This is a genomic window from Enterococcus sp. AZ129, from assembly GCF_051714505.1.
Classification (GTDB): domain Bacteria; phylum Bacillota; class Bacilli; order Lactobacillales; family Enterococcaceae; genus Enterococcus; species Enterococcus faecalis.
This window is the reverse complement of record NZ_JBIORY010000001.1, coordinates 2,760,124-2,777,500: the sequence shown is the minus strand read 5'-3', so window position 1 is coordinate 2,777,500 and position 17,377 is coordinate 2,760,124. Positions and strand designations below refer to the sequence as shown.

The 17,377-nt window shown below is 40.8% G+C and carries 13 protein-coding genes and 1 pseudogene (1 of these 14 cut by a window edge); 13 read left to right on the top strand and 1 reads right to left on the bottom strand.

The annotated features are described in order from the left end of the window. On the bottom strand, nucleotides 1–161 hold the beginning of the coding sequence (locus IGJ90_RS13625; protein ID WP_002354705.1) for a MurR/RpiR family transcriptional regulator. 697 nt of this gene lie to the left of the window's left edge; the window shows 161 of its 858 coding nt (coding positions 1–161); it begins with the start codon at nucleotides 159–161; the stop codon falls past the left edge of the window. Nucleotides 162–306: 145 nt separating this feature from the next. Here IGJ90_RS13625 and IGJ90_RS13620 point away from each other — a divergent pair, with 145 nt between their 5' ends. The 13 genes and pseudogenes from IGJ90_RS13620 (at nucleotide 307) to gor (ending at nucleotide 17,314) form a co-directional block, all read left to right on the top strand. After that, nucleotides 307–1,614, top strand: coding sequence for a PTS sugar transporter subunit IIC (locus IGJ90_RS13620; RefSeq protein ID WP_033624256.1), 1,308 nt, complete (start codon nucleotides 307–309; stop codon nucleotides 1,612–1,614). Beyond that, on the top strand, nucleotides 1,592–2,821 hold the full coding sequence (locus IGJ90_RS13615; protein ID WP_002385118.1) for an aminotransferase class I/II-fold pyridoxal phosphate-dependent enzyme: 1,230 nt from the start codon (nucleotides 1,592–1,594) through the stop codon (nucleotides 2,819–2,821). The genes IGJ90_RS13620 and IGJ90_RS13615 overlap by 23 nt, the downstream gene beginning before the upstream one ends. Nucleotides 2,822–3,124: 303 nt before the next feature. Then, on the top strand, nucleotides 3,125–3,592 hold the full coding sequence (locus IGJ90_RS13610) for a CtsR family transcriptional regulator (RefSeq protein ID WP_002354715.1): 468 nt from the start codon (nucleotides 3,125–3,127) through the stop codon (nucleotides 3,590–3,592). Between the two features lie 2 nt (nucleotides 3,593–3,594). Further along, nucleotides 3,595–6,090, top strand: coding sequence for an ATP-dependent Clp protease ATP-binding subunit (locus IGJ90_RS13605; protein WP_002358939.1), 2,496 nt, complete (start codon nucleotides 3,595–3,597; stop codon nucleotides 6,088–6,090). A 268-nt stretch (nucleotides 6,091–6,358) separates the two neighbouring features. Next, a complete protein-coding gene (locus IGJ90_RS13600; RefSeq protein ID WP_002354721.1) occupies nucleotides 6,359–7,393 on the top strand; it encodes an FUSC family protein in 1,035 nt (344 codons plus the stop codon). Between the two features lie 179 nt (nucleotides 7,394–7,572). Continuing rightward, on the top strand, nucleotides 7,573–8,493 hold the full coding sequence (locus tag IGJ90_RS13595; RefSeq protein WP_002367519.1) for a peptidase U32 family protein: 921 nt from the start codon (nucleotides 7,573–7,575) through the stop codon (nucleotides 8,491–8,493). Nucleotides 8,494–8,520: 27 nt separating this feature from the next. Further along, a complete protein-coding gene (locus IGJ90_RS13590) occupies nucleotides 8,521–9,768 on the top strand; it encodes a peptidase U32 family protein (RefSeq protein WP_002367517.1) in 1,248 nt (415 codons plus the stop codon). Nucleotides 9,769–9,791: 23 nt separating this feature from the next. Continuing rightward, complete coding sequence (locus IGJ90_RS13585) at nucleotides 9,792–11,354, top strand: PucR family transcriptional regulator (protein ID WP_002367516.1); 1,563 nt, start codon at nucleotides 9,792–9,794, stop codon at nucleotides 11,352–11,354. Between the two features lie 134 nt (nucleotides 11,355–11,488). After that, nucleotides 11,489–12,763 (top strand): cytosine permease, encoded by a 1,275-nt coding sequence (locus IGJ90_RS13580; RefSeq protein WP_002367515.1) that lies wholly within the window; start codon nucleotides 11,489–11,491, stop codon nucleotides 12,761–12,763. Nucleotides 12,764–12,782: 19 nt separating this feature from the next. Then, nucleotides 12,783–13,877, top strand: coding sequence for a DUF917 domain-containing protein (locus IGJ90_RS13575; RefSeq protein WP_002354727.1), 1,095 nt, complete (start codon nucleotides 12,783–12,785; stop codon nucleotides 13,875–13,877). After that, nucleotides 13,878–15,431, top strand: coding sequence for a hydantoinase/oxoprolinase N-terminal domain-containing protein (locus tag IGJ90_RS13570; RefSeq protein WP_002367514.1), 1,554 nt, complete (start codon nucleotides 13,878–13,880; stop codon nucleotides 15,429–15,431). Between the two features lie 74 nt (nucleotides 15,432–15,505). Continuing rightward, nucleotides 15,506–15,878: pseudogene (locus IGJ90_RS13565) on the top strand (hypothetical protein). A gap of 86 nt (nucleotides 15,879–15,964) precedes the next feature. Further along, on the top strand, nucleotides 15,965–17,314 hold the full coding sequence (gene gor / locus IGJ90_RS13560; protein WP_002372598.1) for a glutathione-disulfide reductase: 1,350 nt from the start codon (nucleotides 15,965–15,967) through the stop codon (nucleotides 17,312–17,314). Nucleotides 17,315–17,377: the final 63 nt, after the last annotated feature.

Genomic DNA, 17,377 nt, shown 5'->3' with positions numbered 1-17,377 from the left:
ACAATCGTGGAAGTTGAAGAGTTGGTGGCTTCTGCTAGTTCATAAATCGACATATGCAGGACTCGTTCAGTATGAGATAAAATAAAATCAATAATTAGCCCTTCGTTATATGTATAGCGTTCTTTTTGTTCTAAACATTCGATTAGATTCAATGGGTTCACCTCTCTGTGGTACTTTGTTTCGCTTTCAGTATACCTTAAGCGTATGAATTATGAAACATAGTTACAGAATCAGTTAGTCGTATTTACATCAGAAAGCGGTTTCTTTATGATGAGGATATCACAAAGGATTAAGGAGAGAAGTGAAATGGATAAGTTAACAAACTGGGTGGAGCAAACCGTAGTGCCTAAAGTTTCAAGGATTACAAGTTTACGTTATTTTCAAGCCTTAAGAAATGGTTTTTTTGCAATTATGCCGTTAACAATTATTGGGTCGATTTTTATGTTGATTACAGATTTTCCAGTAGCAGGGTATGGCGATTTTATGGCTGGAATTTTCGGTGCAGGTTGGGCGGATATGATTTCACCAGCTTATCGAGCAACTTTCAACATGATGGGAATTATTTTTGCCGGGACGATGTCCTATAAATTGGCGGAAAGTTACGAAATGGATCGTTTAACTTCATTAATTTTAGGAATTGTTGCTTACGTAGTCGTTTTACCGAAAACGGTGACTACTGAATCAGGCGAAGTTGTGACGAAAGTTTTATCGTTTGATTGGTTAGGAACGCAAGGGGTGATTACGGCCATTATTATGTCAATTCTTTCGGTTGAGTTGACTCGTTTCTGTATTAAGAAAAAATTAGTCATCAAAATGCCTGACAGCGTGCCTTCTATGGTGAGCCAAGCTTTTAGTGCATTGATTCCTGGGATTTTTGTGGTAGCGGTGGCTTTATTGATTAATGGGATTGGGCTTTCGTTTGCGGATTCCTTCCCGCAATTAATTTATGCGGTGATTCAAGCGCCACTGCAAGGTTTAATCGGAACCCCTTTTGCAATTATTATTGTGGCTGGCTTAAATGGACTGTTCTGGTGGTTCGGGATTCATCCAACTGTCATCAATTCCATGCTATATCCTATTTTATATGCGAATGCAGACAAAAACCAAAGCTTAGCGGAATTAGGACAATTAACTGCTCAAAGTGGCAACTTTGGCACGGTCCAAATGCTCGATCAATTTGCCACAATTGGAGGCGCTGGTTGCACGATTGGCTTGGCTATTGCAATGGCCATCGTCGGACATTCATCTAGAATGAAAGCCATGTCGAAAATTTCGTTTGTTCCAGCATTTTTCAACATTAATGAACCCTTGATTTTTGGACTCCCAGTTATTTTTAACCCTTTATTATTGATTCCGATTGCGGTCGCGCCGATTGTATCGGTCTTGATTGCCTTTCTGTCAATGAAAATTGGGTTCATGCCAATGTTTACAAACATTCAAGCACCATGGGCTACGCCCTTTCTGTTTTCGGGCTTTTTAGTGGGAAAATGGCAAGGTGCAGTGACGCAAGTTTTAGCTGTTGCCGCTAGTGTCGTTATTTATTATCCATTTGTAAAAGCCTTAGATCGACAATATCAAAAAGAAGAAGCCCATGAAGTACCAGAAACATTGTAGAGAAAGAGGAGTGAAGGAAATGCATGTTGAGAATGATAAAAATATTTGCTGTGAAGTGGAAAAAGGAATGGAAAAAATGTATCATCCGATGGTGCCCGAGTTGGTTCAAACCTCTTCCTTTTATTTTCCAACTTACGAAGAATTTATGGCAGCGAGTATAGATGAAAAAAATAATTATGTTTACACACGCGGCACCAACCCCACAACAGAAATTTTAGAGAAAAAAATTGCTCGTTTGGAACGTGGAGAAAAATGTAAAGTTTTTGCCTCAGGAATGGGCGCTATTTCGGCAACGCTGTTTACGTTGCTCCAACAAGGTGATCATGTTTTAATGGTCAACACAATTTATGGAGAATCTGTTTCGTTTATGCAATATTTAGAGAAATTTGGCGTATCCTTGACCAAAGTAGACGTTGCAGAAACAGAAGAACTTTTTCAATTTGTTCAGGAAAACACCAAAGTCATTTACTTTGAAAGTCCGTCCTCACAAAAGTTTGAACTGCTAGATTTAGAAAAAATAACTGCGTTAGCACAAAAAATCGGCGCATACACTGTCATTGATAACACGTGGGCGTCACCGTTATTTCAGCATCCTTTATGCCATAATGTGGACCTGGTGATTCATTCTTGTTCCAAATATATTGGTGGTCATTCGGACATTGTAGCAGGGGCTGTCATTGGCAAAGCAGCGCTTGTGGATCAAATTTTTGAACATGGTCATCAAGCTTTAGGAGCAGTCAATAGTCCCTTCAATTCTTGGTTAGCGTTACGTGGTATTCGTACCATGCCTGTTCGGTTGGCGCATCAGTCTCAAGCCATCCAAACGGTGCTGTCGGCTTTGCAAAAGGATCCGCGAATCAGTCGCTTATATCATCCTTTTGTAGGAAATCAACAACAACAAGCGTTAGCAGAAAAATATTTGACAGGTTATGGCTCATTGTTTGCGATTGATTTAAAAGATACCGATTTTGAACGTTTGAAAACATTTGTGAACGCATTGACGCTGGTCACAATTGGGGTCAGTTGGGGTGGCTTTGAAAGTTTGGCCTTGCCTGTATTCAAAGGTAATAACTTGGCGGCTGTTCAGAAAAGAGGCTTGTCGCCAGCGCACATTCGCATGTACGTTGGTTTGGAAGAGCCAACATCTATTATCGAAGATATTCAACAAGCCTTGGATCAAGCCTATGGCGAAGAATCGCTTTTGTGAGACATTAAGATAATCAGCTGAACAAAAGCAACTCCTTCGGAATTCGCAAGGATAAAACTGTGACGAGCCTTTGGCGAGAAAACAATAAGCCGAAATTCTTGGAGCTAAACACTTTTGTCTCAGCCTCTGTGATTCAATAACATATTTTCAATTTTAGGAGGGGAACTTAAGTCAGTTTGACTGAGGTTGCTCCTCCTGTTTTGCATTTTTTTATTAAAGTCAAAGCGTTCCTCTTTATTTAATAGGCAAAGTTCGATATAATAATGGTCAATATTAGTCAAGAGAGAAGAAGGATGGAAGACTATGAGTAATCAAAATACGTCAGATTTAATCGAGGCTTATTTAAAAAAGATTTTAGAAGAAAGTAATAAAATTGAAATCCGTCGGGCGGAAATGGCTAATTTATTTAATTGCGTTCCTTCACAAATTAACTATGTAATTAATACACGTTTTACCATCCAACGAGGCTACGCAGTTGAAAGTAAACGTGGTGGAGGCGGCTATATTCGCATTGTCAAAGTACAAATTTCAGATAACGATCAATTACTAAAACAAATGGATCAATTGATTGGCGCAACCTTAACAGAAAAAGATGCGCTAACATTTATTCAAACATTGTATGAAGAAGAAGTGATTACGAAAAAGGAAGGCAATTTAATGCTAGCTGCTTTAAGTAAAAGCACATTGAATGGTCTGGGGAATCACGAAGATTTTCTAAGAGCTCAAATAATGCGTTCATTTTTAGAGCGCTTGAGCTATGAGGAGGAATAACTATGGATGAACTATTTACAGAAAGTGCGAAAGCCGTACTGGCGATTGCCCAAGAAGAAGCGAAGTATTTTCGTCATCAATCCGTCGGTTCTGAGCATTTATTATTAGCACTCGTTTTAGAACCAAATGGGATTGCCGGAAAAACATTACGACAATTGAATACTGACACAGAAGACATCCGTGAAGAAATTGAGCATTTAAGTGGCTATGGCACCATGCAAAGTCCAATGGGGAATAACAACTTATACTTACCTTATTCACCAAGAGCCAAACAAATCTTTGCCTATGCGGGAGATGAAGCGAAGCGCTTAGGGGCTCAAAAGATTGGTACCGAGCATTTATTATTAGGCTTGTTAAGAGACGAAGAAATTTTAGCGTCTAGAATTTTAGTGAATTTAGGATTAAGCTTATCCAAAATGCGTCAATTATTATTGAAAAAAATGGGCGTTTCCGAACCCAATAGTGCACAACGTCGTCGGAATGGTCAAAGTAAAAATGCGCCACAAGGGACGCCAACATTGGATTCTTTAGCGAGGGATTTAACCAAATTAGCACGAGAACAAAGCTTGGATCCAGTAGTTGGTCGCGGGACCGAAGTCCGTCGTTTGATTCAAATTTTGAGTCGTCGTACCAAAAACAATCCTGTCCTAGTCGGTGAACCGGGTGTTGGGAAAACAGCGATAGCAGAAGGCTTAGCCCAGAAAATTGTCAACCGGGAAGTCCCTGAAGATATGCAAGGCAAACGTTTAATGATGCTAGACATGGGTGCCTTGGTTGCTGGAACCAAATATCGAGGTGAGTTCGAAGATCGCTTGAAAAAAGTTGTCGATGAAATTTATCAAGATGGACAAGTCATTTTATTTATTGACGAATTGCATACCTTGATCGGTGCTGGCGGTGCAGAAGGGGCGATCGATGCTTCAAATATTTTAAAACCTGCTTTAGCACGTGGCGAGTTGCAAACAATTGGTGCGACAACTCTGGATGAATACCAAAAATATATTGAAAAAGATGCCGCTTTGGAACGTCGTTTTGCCCGTATTCAAGTAGCAGAACCAACGCCAGAAGAAGCAGAAGAAATTCTAAAAGGCTTGCGTTCACGCTATGAAAAACATCATGGCGTAGAAATTACAGATGAAGCTCTACATGCAGCGGTTCAATTATCGATTCGCTATTTAAATGACCGCCAATTACCAGATAAAGCAATTGATTTAATGGACGAATCTGCAGCAAAAGTTCGTTTAGATAAGGCAGATCAACCTTCAGAAATTAATGAATTGCGTACCGAAATTTCTCAATTAATTACGGAAAAAGAAGAGGCCATTCAAAATCAATCATTTGAAAGTGCTGCTCGGATTCGTCAAAAAGAAAAACAAGTGATGGAAAAACTAGAAGAATTGATTGCAGTGAAAGAAAAAAGTCTGTCTGGTTACAGTACGCAAGTAACAGAAGAAGACGTGGCTGGAGTCGTTTCACAATGGACAGGCGTTCCTTTGCAGCAGCTAGAGAAGAAAGAAAGCGAACGATTGATGGAATTAGAAACCATTTTACATCAACGGGTCGTTGGCCAAAATGAAGCAGTTGAAGCTGTTTCACGCGCTATCCGTCGTGCGCGTAGTGGCTTGAAAGACCCAGCAAGACCGATTGGTTCCTTCATGTTCTTAGGGCCAACAGGGGTTGGGAAAACAGAACTTGCCAAAGCCTTAGCCGAAGCGATGTTTGGCAGCGAAGAAGCTTTGATTCGCGTGGACATGTCTGAGTTTATGGAAAAATACAGCACTAGCCGTTTAATCGGTTCTCCTCCAGGTTATGTCGGCTACGAAGAAGGCGGCCAACTAACTGAAAAAATTCGTCAACGTCCTTATTCCGTTATTTTGCTAGATGAAGTAGAAAAAGCCCATCCAGATGTCTTTAATATTTTATTACAAGTCTTAGATGATGGCCATTTAACGGATGCCAAAGGACGAAAAGTCGATTTCCGTAACACGATTTTAATCATGACCTCCAACTTAGGAGCAACAGCGATTCGTGAAGAAAAACATGTCGGCTTCAATGTGAAAGACATTTCTAAAAATCATGAATTAATGCAAAAACGAATCATGGAAGAATTGAAAAAAGCCTTCCGTCCAGAATTCTTAAACCGAATTGATGAAACGGTTGTCTTCCATTCCTTGAAACAAGAGGAAATTCATGAAATCGTAAAAATTATGAGTCAATCTGTCGTAAAACGGATGGCCGAACAAGAGGTTAAAGTGAAAATCACACCAGCTGCAATTGAAGTTATTGGTAAAGTCGGGTTTGATCCAGAATATGGCGCACGTCCAATTCGTCGGGCCTTGCAAAAAGAAGTGGAAGATCGTTTAAGTGAAGCCCTTCTTTCTGGTCAAATTCAGTTAGGGGATAAAGTAACTTTAGGCGCTAGCAAAGGCAAAATTACGTTAAATGTGCGGGCACCAAAAGCACCAAAGACAGAAGCGAAAGAATTACAAACTGTATAGATGAGATGCAAAGGAGGTCGGGACAGAAGTGTTTAACTCCGAGAAATAAGAAGGAATTTCCGAAAATTGTTCTTTAATTTTTGGAGAATTTCGGCTTATTTCCGAAGGGGTTGCTTCTGTTCCCGCCGTTTATCAGTTTTTGAGCGTGGGACAAAAATCCAAAGTGATTTTTGTCCCACGCTCCTTTTTCTATTTTCCAGTGGCGATTTCTTTTTGAGAATTGCCAGATTGATTTTTCTGTGCTACGTTAATAAGGAGGGGTGATGGAATGGAACAATCTTTTTTTCGAGAATTACTACATTATCAACGTCCAAAGGATAATCCTTTTCGACTAGTGTTTGCTGGCTTGGTTATGTTCAGCATTCTTTTTTTGGGCTATATCAATCATCAATTATTGATTTCAAGCTTTGGCTCGTTAGGTATTTTTACTTTTTTATATTATCAGCCGTTACCATTAAAACAGTTAATGACTCGTTTATCTGTGGTCGGTAGTTACCTTTTTTTAGGAAATTTGTTAGGCATGTTATCGACCCATATTGCATGGCTCATTCCCATTGTTGTTGCACTGGTTGGTTTTGGCGGCCGCTTTTTCTTTGAAGTCTACGATATTTCAAAACCAGGGGCCTTCTTTGGTGTGATGGTGACAGCGATGGGTGCCAGTACGAGTATTCCGTTAGCAAAAATTCCGTTCATGAGTGGCTGTATGTTATTAGGTATTGGCTTTTCTATTTTGTTTGCACTAGTGTTGCATTTTACAGAGAAGGAAATCAGTGCCCCGCTAGCTAAGCGATCATTACGGGAACGAATTTATCGGCATCCAGAAGCGCCATTAGATAGCATATATTATAGCTTTGTCTTATTTTTTGCTGTATATATCAGCGAAAGTTTACATTTACAAAATCCGTATTGGTTAGTCGTTTCCTGTGCATCCATTTTACAAGGAGACAATTTACGTGCGATTAAGCAGCGAAATATTCAGCGAATTTTTGGCACAACGATTGGTTTGGTTATTTCCGCTTTTCTGCTTAATTTAGCTTTGACAACTTTTGAATCGATTGTCGTGATTACAATCTTATTTGTGACCGTTGAGTATTTTATTCGTCGTAATTATGGATTGGCGCAATTTTTCACAACGCCTATGGCTCTGATGCTTTCATTGCTCGTTCGTCAGCAGTACGTGATAACGTTGATTCAATTCCGCTTTTTAGGGATTGTTTTAGGCAGCTTGTTAGGCTTAGCAGCAGCGTGGCTATTCACCGTTGTAGTAACGTTTTATGAACGAAAATATCACTTGAACGAGTGACCAAAGAACAGATGACCAGTAATTAAAAAAAGAGCATTTGGTAGGTAAGCGGTTGGCGCTTTTCTACCAAAATTTTTTCGGAAACATTGTGAAAAATGTACGTTTAATACAGATAGGCTCTTTTAAAGTTTGTGAACGTATGATACTATTAAACGGTCATAAAGAAGGAGGCTATATTTATGATTGAACTGATTGCAACTGCAGAATCTGTTGAGCAGGCTGTAGAATTACTCGCAACAGGTGTGGATACATTATATATTGGAGAAGAAACATTCGGGTTGCGTTTGCCCGTATCTTTTACACGAGATGAACAACGCGAGATTGTGAAACGTGCACATGAAATGGGCAAACAAGTGCTAGTTGCAGTAAATGGCATTATGCACCCTGAAAAAATGAAATTAGTCCCAGAGTATCTGACATTTTTAAAAGAAATCAACGTCGATAAAATTACTTTGGGTGATCCAGGTATTGTGTTTATTATGCAACGAGATGGATTAGAAATTCCTTACGTTTATGATGGCGAAACCTTAGTAACGAGCTCACGTCAAATCAATTTTTGGAGTAAACGAGGAGCCATCGGAGCTGTCCTAGCTCGGGAAGTACCTTTTGAAGAAATGGTCGCAATGGAAGAAAACTTAGCAGTTCCAGCTGAAATTCTTGTCTATGGGGCGACGTGTATTCATCAATCGAAACGCCCATTAATTCAAAATTACTACAATTACACAAAGAACGACAAAGGGGTTACGAAAGACGAAGGGCTGTTTATTTCTGAACCCAAAAAACCAGAAACCCACTATTCCATTTATGAAGATAGTCATGGTACGCATATTTTTGCCAATAACGATGTGAACTTGATGAATGAGTTAACAAACTTGTATGACCATCACTATCGTACATGGAAGCTCGATGGCCTTTACACGCCAGGTGAAAATTTTGTCGCGATTGCTCGCTTATTTGCTGAAGCGAAAGCAGCACTTAAAGCGGGAACTTGGTCAGAAGATCAAGCAGCTCATGCAACAGCTGAAATTGAAAAATTACATCCAACAGGTCGTGGCTTAGACAATGGTTTCTTTGATTTAAGTGCCGATGCAATAAAATAAATTGATTCATTTAAGGGGAAGAAGAACATGAAAGTAATGACAGAACGAACATTGAAGCGTCCCGAGGTGTTGGCTCCAGCCGGGACGCTAGAAAAACTAAAAGTCGCAATTCGTTACGGTGCCGATGCCGTTTATATCGGAGGGAATGCCTACGGTCTGCGTAGCCGCGCAGGAAATTTCACGCCAGAAGAAATGGCGGAAGGCGTATCCTTTGCCCGCGAACATAATGCGAAAGTTTATGTCGCTGCCAATATGGTCACTCATGAAGGAAACCAGGAAGGGGCAGGAGCGTTTTTCAGAGAATTGCGAGACATCGGAATTTCAGCTGTGATTGTTTCCGATCCAGCTTTAATCGAAATTTGTGCGACAGAAGCACCAGGTTTACCCATCCATTTATCGACACAAGCTTCAGCAACCAACTATGAAACATTAGAATTTTGGAAAAATGAAGGCTTAGAACGTGTGGTTTTAGCGCGCGAAGTTTCAATGGAGGAAGTTGCAGCGATTCGTGAAAATACGGACATTGAAATTGAAGCCTTTATTCATGGAGCAATGTGTATTTCATATTCAGGACGTTGTACTTTATCCAACCATATGTCGATGCGGGATGCCAATCGTGGCGGTTGCTCTCAATCTTGTCGTTGGAAATACGAGTTATTTGATATGCCTTTTGGGACAGAACGTCGGAGCAAAACCAGCGAAGGGGAAGTTGAAGAAGAGTTTTCAATGAGCGCCGTAGATATGTCTATGATTGAACATATTCCAGAATTAATTGAAAATGGTGTCGATAGTTTTAAAATTGAAGGCCGCATGAAATCCATTCACTATGTTTCGACAGTCGCTAATGTGTATAAAAAAGCCGTCGATTCTTACATGGAAGACCCTGAAAACTATGTCTGCCAACAAGAGTGGATTGATGAATTATGGAAAGTAGCACAACGTGAATTAGCAACTGGATTTTATTACAATACACCAAGTGAAAATGAACAATTATTCGGCGAACGTCGTAAAATTCCGCAATATAAATTTGTTGGCGAAGTGATTGCGTACAACGAAAAGACGCAAGTCGCAACGATTCGTCAACGGAACCTTTTCAGTGTCGGCGATGAAATTGAATTTTATGGTCCTGGGTTTACCCATTTCCACCAAACCGTTAAAGAGATGTATAATGAAGACGGTGAAGCGATCGATCGGGCACCTAATCCCATGATGTTATTAACAATGGAAGTGACGCAACCTGTTGCAGTCGGCGATATGATTCGTAAGAAAAAATAAACCAGCCAAAAGGAGGAGTAAATATGAGTGTCCGCGTGAATGATTTATTAAAATTACCGTCTTTGCGAGAAGCAACGGTACTTTCTGGTAAAAACCAATTGGACACATCTGTTGCTTCTCTTTCTTTTTTAGAAGTCTCTGATATGTCTTTGTTTTCGGAAAAACTTCACAAAACAAATGAATACCATGCTGGCGAAATTTTGATTGGTTCATTTTGTGCCATTCGTCATGATGTGGTGAAGCAATGCGAAACGATTCGGCATCTCCATGAATTAGGCGAAGTAGGCCTAATCTTGTACTACGTTGGGATTATCGTACCGAAAGTTGCAGAGGAAGTGATTCAATTAGCGGATTCTTTAGGTTTTATTTTAATCCAAATGCCTAAAAACGATCCCACATTACGCTATAACGAAGTCATTTATGAAGTCATGAAATTGTTAGTCAATAAAAATAAAATGACTTCTTTTGCAACGGACCTCTTGGAAAAAGTTTCCCTTTTGCCTGAACAAAACCGCAGTGTGGAAATGACCTTGAAAATCCTATCCGATTTTTTAAAAGTCAACATTGCGTTAACCACCTATACCAATGAAATCATCAGCACCATCAATTGGCCGCGAAGCACGAAATTACCCTTAACCAAGTTACTTTATCAATCACAAGAGAAAGTAGCGCTGGGAGAAACGACCTACTTCATTACCTCGCAAAAACTTCCTCAGAAAGATGGACAAACATTGAAGCTTTACTTCATTCGAGAAGAAGAGCAGTTAACCTCTTTTGAGATGAATCAAGCGGTGGAAGTCGTTCAGATGGCTCTGAATTTATGGGGGAAAAACTATGACGAAGTCAGTGAGTATGCCTTAGTCCAAGCAATCATTAACGACGAAAGTGATAAGATGTACCAATTAGCCAAAAAATTAATGATTGATATTTCTTCTGTCGAAACGATGTGGCTTTTGCCTATTTGGCAACAAGGACAAGAAATCCACGCTATTCAGCAAGATTTGAAAGATTTCCTACGTTACTATTACCAAACAACGATTGTCCAGCAAACAGAAAATTACCTGATTGTTCTCTTAGGTAATTATTTACACAAGCAGCCTGAAGCCACGATTAGTAAAGAATACTTGCAAGCCACAGACTATCAGGACTATTTAGGTGAAATCATCCTTTGTCCGAAAGTTCGTAACACGACTGAAGTGCGTGTCAGCTACCAAACCGCTAATCAAGTCGCGCCGTTTTTAAAGCGCGTCTATCCACAAAGAAAAGTGTTATCAATCGCGGAAATTCGTACAGTTCAACAAATGATGACGTGTCTCCAAGCAGGAGAAGAAGCAATCCAACAACGCTTAGCAGTTATCCAACCTCTCTTAAAAGAATCAGAGCAGTTAATGACATTAGGAACGTTTTTACTAGATGCAAGTAGTGATTTTAAAGAATGCGGCGAACGCCTATTTGTTCATAAAAATACGGTCAAATATCGTATCAGTAAAATTAATGAAGCGCTCGGCTATGATATGACCAACGCCGCCGAAGCCTATGAAGTCTATTTGGCGATGATCTTATATCGCTTGGTCACGAATGAATGAAAAAAGCAGACAATCGGCAGTAGCCGATTTGTCTGCTTTTTTATTTTTAGCCAAAACTTCCTCGATATTTTTTTCAATTTGAAAAAGACCTATGACTGATTTTTCGTTATAATTGAAAAAATAATTAAGGAGGAATGAGAATGAAATTAAAAAACGAGCAACAACAATCGTGGCTTAGCTTAGCATTTGTTTGGGCGGGCGCAATGATTAGCGTGCCAGGATTAATTATTGGAGGAACGTTAGTTGCAGGCATGCCTTTATGGGAAGCTTTGTTAACAGGATTTATTGGTTACGGTATTATTGTTATTTTAATGATTTTACAAGGAATTCAAAGTTCCGACTTACAAGAACCTTCTGTCAAAGTCGCTTCTCAAGTGTTTGGCATTCAAGGTTCGCAAAAGATTATTTCCATTATTCTAGCGATTGCTTGCTTAGGTTGGTTTGGTTTGCAAGCCAATGTCAGCGGTGGCGCCTTCACGAACTTTTTAAAAATTTACGGCATTGATTTACCTGTGTCGCTTTCTTCCTTAATCTGGGGAATTATCATGCTTATTTCGGCTCTTTATGGCATAAAAATATTGAAAATTCTGAATTATTTTGCGGTTCCTGTGTTAGTTCTGGTTTGTATTTATGGCTTGGTGGCTTCGTTAAGAAACAACGGTTGGGAAGCTGTTAGTCAATATACACCTCAAACAGCAGGAAGCTTTATGTCGGGTCTTTCAATGACTGTCGGTTCTTTTGCATTAGGCGCAGTAATTGCCGGAGATTACTCTCAGTATGTTTCTTCTCGTAAAGATGTGGTTAAAGCGGCCACCTTAGGGATTTTACCGACAGGCTTGTTGATGATTGGCGTTGGTGCGGTCTTGACCATTGCTTCGAACACCGCAGATATCACGGAAGTTTTTATGAATCTCGGTTTTCCAGTTTTAGGAATTATTGCGCTAATTTTAGCAACTTGGACCACGAATGCCGTGAATGCTTTTTCTGGCGGACTGGCCTTGATTAATGTCTTTGATATTCCAAAAGAAAAAGAAAAAGTCGCTGTCGGTGCGGCCGGCGCCATTGGAACCTTATTAGCAGTTGTGGGGATTTTAAATTACTTTACGCCGATTATGTCTGTCCTTTCTGCGATGGTTCCACCAGTGGCTGGTGTAATGATTGCTGCCTATTGGCTGATTAACAAAGGCGATCGAACCAAATGGCAGCCAACGCCTGGCGTGAATAAATTAGGTGTTTTTTCATGGCTAATTGGTGCTGCAGTGGGGGGCATTCCGGTGATTATGAGTTTCTTTCCCAATGCCCCTCAATTGCCTAACCAACCGCTAATTGGCATTGTTTTATCGTTTGTTATTTATTATTTCGGTGCAAAACGTCAACAGATGAACACCGAATCATTAGAAATGGAATGAAGAAGAGGAGTGTCGGAGAATGCGTTATTTAGATGCAGAAGCAATTGAGAATATAGCCACAGGAGCAGCTTTTTTAGGGACAGGAGGTGGCGGTGATCCCTACATTGGTAAAATGATGGCTTTGTCCGCCATCGAAGAAAACGGACCTGTCAAACTGGTTTCTCCAGAAGAAATTGCCGCGGAGGATTTTTTCCTACCCGCCGCAATGATGGGTGCCCCATCTGTCGCAATTGAAAAATTTCCCAAAGGCGACGAATTCGTCCGTGTCTTTGAGAAGTTAGGAAAATATTTAGACCAAGAAACGATTGCGGGAACCTTTCCAATGGAAGCTGGGGGCGTCAATTCAATGATTCCAATTGTTGTTGCAGCGAAGCTAGGCATTCCCTTGGTGGATTGTGATGGTATGGGTCGGGCCTTTCCAGAATTGCCTATGGTAACGTTCCATTTGAATGGGATGTCAGCGACCCCTATGGCAATTACCGATGAAAAAGGAAATATTGGCATTATGGAAACGATTGATAATACTTGGACAGAACGTCTTGCTCGTGTTCAAACGGTTGAAATGGGCGCCAGTGCTTTAGTGAGCATTTATCCCGCGACAGGCAAACAATTACAAGACTATGGTATTCACAACATCGTAACATTATCAGAAGAAATTGGCAAAGTGATTCGAGGTACCTATGCAGATGAACAAGAAAAACGCCAAGCATTAGTAGAAGTTACGGATGGGTTTGAATTGTTCCAAGGAAAAATTCTAGATGTAGAACGAGAAGTAAAAGGTGGCTTCAATTTGGGACGTGTCAAATTGAGTGGCTTAAACAGTGATGCTGGTTCAGAAGCAGTCGTCCATTTTCAAAATGAAAATTTAATTGCCGAGAAAGATGGTCAGGTGATTGCGATGACGCCTGATTTGATTTGTATGGTAGATTTAGAAACTTTAACGCCTGTGACAACAGAAAGCTTGAAATACGGCAAACGTGTCCAAGTAATGGGCTTGAAAGCGAATGCCGCTTGGCGAACGAAAAAAGGTATCGAAACAGTGGGTCCTCGGTATTTCGGCTACGAAATGGATTATCAACCACTAGAAAACTTAGTAGCGAAGGAGGACAAATAAATGTATAAAATCGGTATCGATGTCGGCGGCACAAATACAGATGCTGTTATTTTAGATCATCAATTAAACTTGATTCATTCAGTGAAAGTTCCAACAACCGATGATATTCAAACAGGGATTGCCGGTGCCTTAAATAAAGTCTTGGCAGAATCAGCAGTGGACCCAACTAAAGTCACACATGCAATGTTGGGCACGACCCAATGTACGAATGCCATTGTTGAGCGAAAAAAATTAGCAAAAGTTGGGGTCCTTCGTTTGGGCTATCCAGCAACCGCTTCGGTCTTGCCTTACACAGCTTGGCCCAAGGATTTAGTGGTCACTCTTTCAGAAACGTATGCTTTAGCACATGGCGGCTACGAATATGATGGACAACCATTGACTGCACTGGACGAAGAAGAATTACGTGGGATTTTGGCCTCTTGGCGAGGAGAAGTAGAGGCAATCGCAGTAATTGGCGTTTTTTCTTCTTTAAAAAATGACCAAGAATTGTTTGTTCAAGCACTTGCGAAGGAAGTGTTAGGGGCAGATGTTCCTGTATCTTGCTCCTCAATGATTGGGTCTGTCGGTTTAATTGAACGGGAAAATGCGACAATTTTGAATGCTGCGTTGCACAAAGTAATTAAAGTGACCAGCGAAGGCTTTGAACAAGCCTTAGAACAAGAAAAAATTCATCACGCCCAAGTGTACTTATGTCAAAATGATGGTACGTTAATGTCGTTAACGTATGCCAAACAGTTTCCTATTTTAACCATTGCTTGTGGACCAACAAATAGTATTCGTGGCGCTTCTTACTTAGCTGGTTTGAAAGATGCGGTTGTTTTAGATGTTGGTGGCACAACGTCCGACATTGGCGTGTTAGTGGATGGCTTTCCAAGAGAATCTTCACTGGCCGTTGATGTTGGCGGAGTACGGACCAATTTTAGAATGCCAGATATCGTGTCAATCGGTGTCGGCGGCGGCAGTCTAGTGCGTGAACAACCAGATGGTTCTGTGACAGTTGGCCCCGATAGTGTCGGCTACCGTATTACACAAGAGGCCCTTGTTTTTGGCGGCACACAATTAACGACCACTGATATTGCGGTTCGCTTAGGTCATGCCCAAGTCGGTGATCCTAGCAAAGTGGCTCATTTAGACCAAACGTTTGCGGAAAAAGTGTACCAAAAAATTGGCGAATTGGTCAGTGAAGCGATTGATCGCATGAAAACCAGTTCCGCAGACGTGACGGTCGTTTTAGTTGGTGGTGGGAGTATTATCATCCCCGAAGAATTGACAGGCGTTAAAGCGCTAATTCGCAACGAAAACGGAGCAGTGGCGAATGCCATCGGTGCCTCTATCGCTCAGATTAGCGGACAATACGAACAAATTTATGTCTATTCAAAAATCCAACGGGACGCGGCGTTGGCCGATGCCCAAGAAAAAGCCGTCCAACAAGCCGAACTTGCGGGTGCAGTCCCTGGCACAATCGAGTTAGTCGAGGTGGAAGAAACACCACTCGCCTATCATCCAGAAAATGCAACCCGCTTACGAGTAAAAGTGGTTGGGAATATGTATTAAAAGAAAGGAAATCCTCTGGCATATGAGGGTTTCCTTTTTGTGCTATAGTAAAAGAAAAAGAAGGAGGAATAACTATGGCTAAATTATTCGCCTACCAAATTGGTCAAAACCCATGTATTCAAACGGACCTTTTGGTAGATCCTCAGCTGTTTGAAGATGAGCATGGCTGTGCGGGGGGTGTGGGCTTCGGGTTAGCAGATTGTGTTCAAACTGGAATGTTTACAGATATTGAAGTGATAAAACGGTATCTTCACGAAGCAACCTACGTTTTTATTAATGGTGACTTTGACCGACTAAGTTATTTAGACATTGGGATTGCACTTTCCGTAGGCAAAACACTTTACGTCATTTCAATGAATCCAAACGTAACGAAAGAAGATTTAGGAATTCCTTTCCCCAAATGCTATTACAGAACGAATCAACGAAACAGAAACAGCAGAAAACTAAACAAAAGTAAGTAATACGACTGTCTTTTTTTGCTATTTTTTGCGATAATAAAGGAGAAAGTTCAAATTGAAAGGGAGCCAGAATAAATGAAAACCTATGATTATATTGTTATTGGTGGCGGTAGTGGCGGGATTGCTTCTGCTAACCGCGCAGGAATGCACGGAGCCAACGTCCTTTTAATTGAGGGCAACGAAATTGGTGGGACCTGTGTCAACGTTGGTTGTGTGCCTAAAAAAGTCATGTGGCAAGCCAGCAGCATGATGGAAATGATGGAAAGAGACACAGCAGGCTATGGGTTTGATGTTGAAATCAAAAATTTTAGCTTTAAACAATTAGTTGAAAATCGTGAAAAATATATCGACTTCTTACATGGTGCGTATAATCGTGGTTTAGACAGTAACAACATTGAACGTATCCATGGTTACGCTACGTTTACTGGGGAGCAAACAATTGAAGTCAATGGGACAGAATATACGGCGCCGCACATTTTAATCGCGACAGGTGGTCGTCCGAAAAAACTAGGTATTCCAGGAGAAGAATATGCCTTAGATTCAAACGGCTTCTTTGCATTAGAAGAAATGCCAAAACGTGTGGTCTTTGTCGGTGCGGGTTACATCGCAGCCGAATTAGCAGGAACCTTACATGGCTTAGGCGCAGAAACACATTGGGCCTTCCGTCACGAACGACCATTACGAAGCTTTGATGACATGCTTTCTGAAAAAGTCGTAGAACACTATCAAGAAATGGGCATGCAAATTCATCCGAATGCAACACCAGCTAAAATTGAAAAAACGGCGCAGAATGAGTACGTTATTACATTTGAAAATGGTGAATCAATCACGACAGATGCCGTGATTTTCGGGACAGGCCGTCAGCCGAACACGGATCAATTAGGCTTAGAAAATACGAAAGTAGCTCTTGATGAAAAAGGCTACGTCAAAGTAGATAAATTCCAAAATACCACGCAAAATGGCATCTACGCAGTCGGCGATGTCATTGGGAAAATCGACTTAACGCCAGTCGCGATTGCCGCTGGTCGGCGCCTGTCTGAACGTTTATTTAACGGACAAACCGATTTATATTTGGATTATAACTTGGTACCAACGGTGGTCTTTACCCATCCACCAGTTGCGACAATTGGCTTGACGGAAAAAGCAGCGCTTGAAGAATATGGTGAAGACCAAGTGAAAATCTATCGCTCTAGCTTTACGCCAATGTATTTCGCTTTAGGAGAATACCGTCAAAAATGCGACATGAAATTAATCTGTGTCGGCAAAGAAGAAAAAATTGTCGGTTTGCATGGCATCGGCATCGGTGTTGACGAAATGCTACAAGGCTTTGCAGTCGCTATTAAAATGGGCGCGACCAAAGCAGATTTTGATAATACTGTTGCGATTCATCCAACAGGCTCAGAAGAATTTGTAACAATGCGATAAAAGGCTAATAAACCCCAAAAAAGAGCGTTGCATCAGCAACGCTCTTTTTTGAATACACGAGTT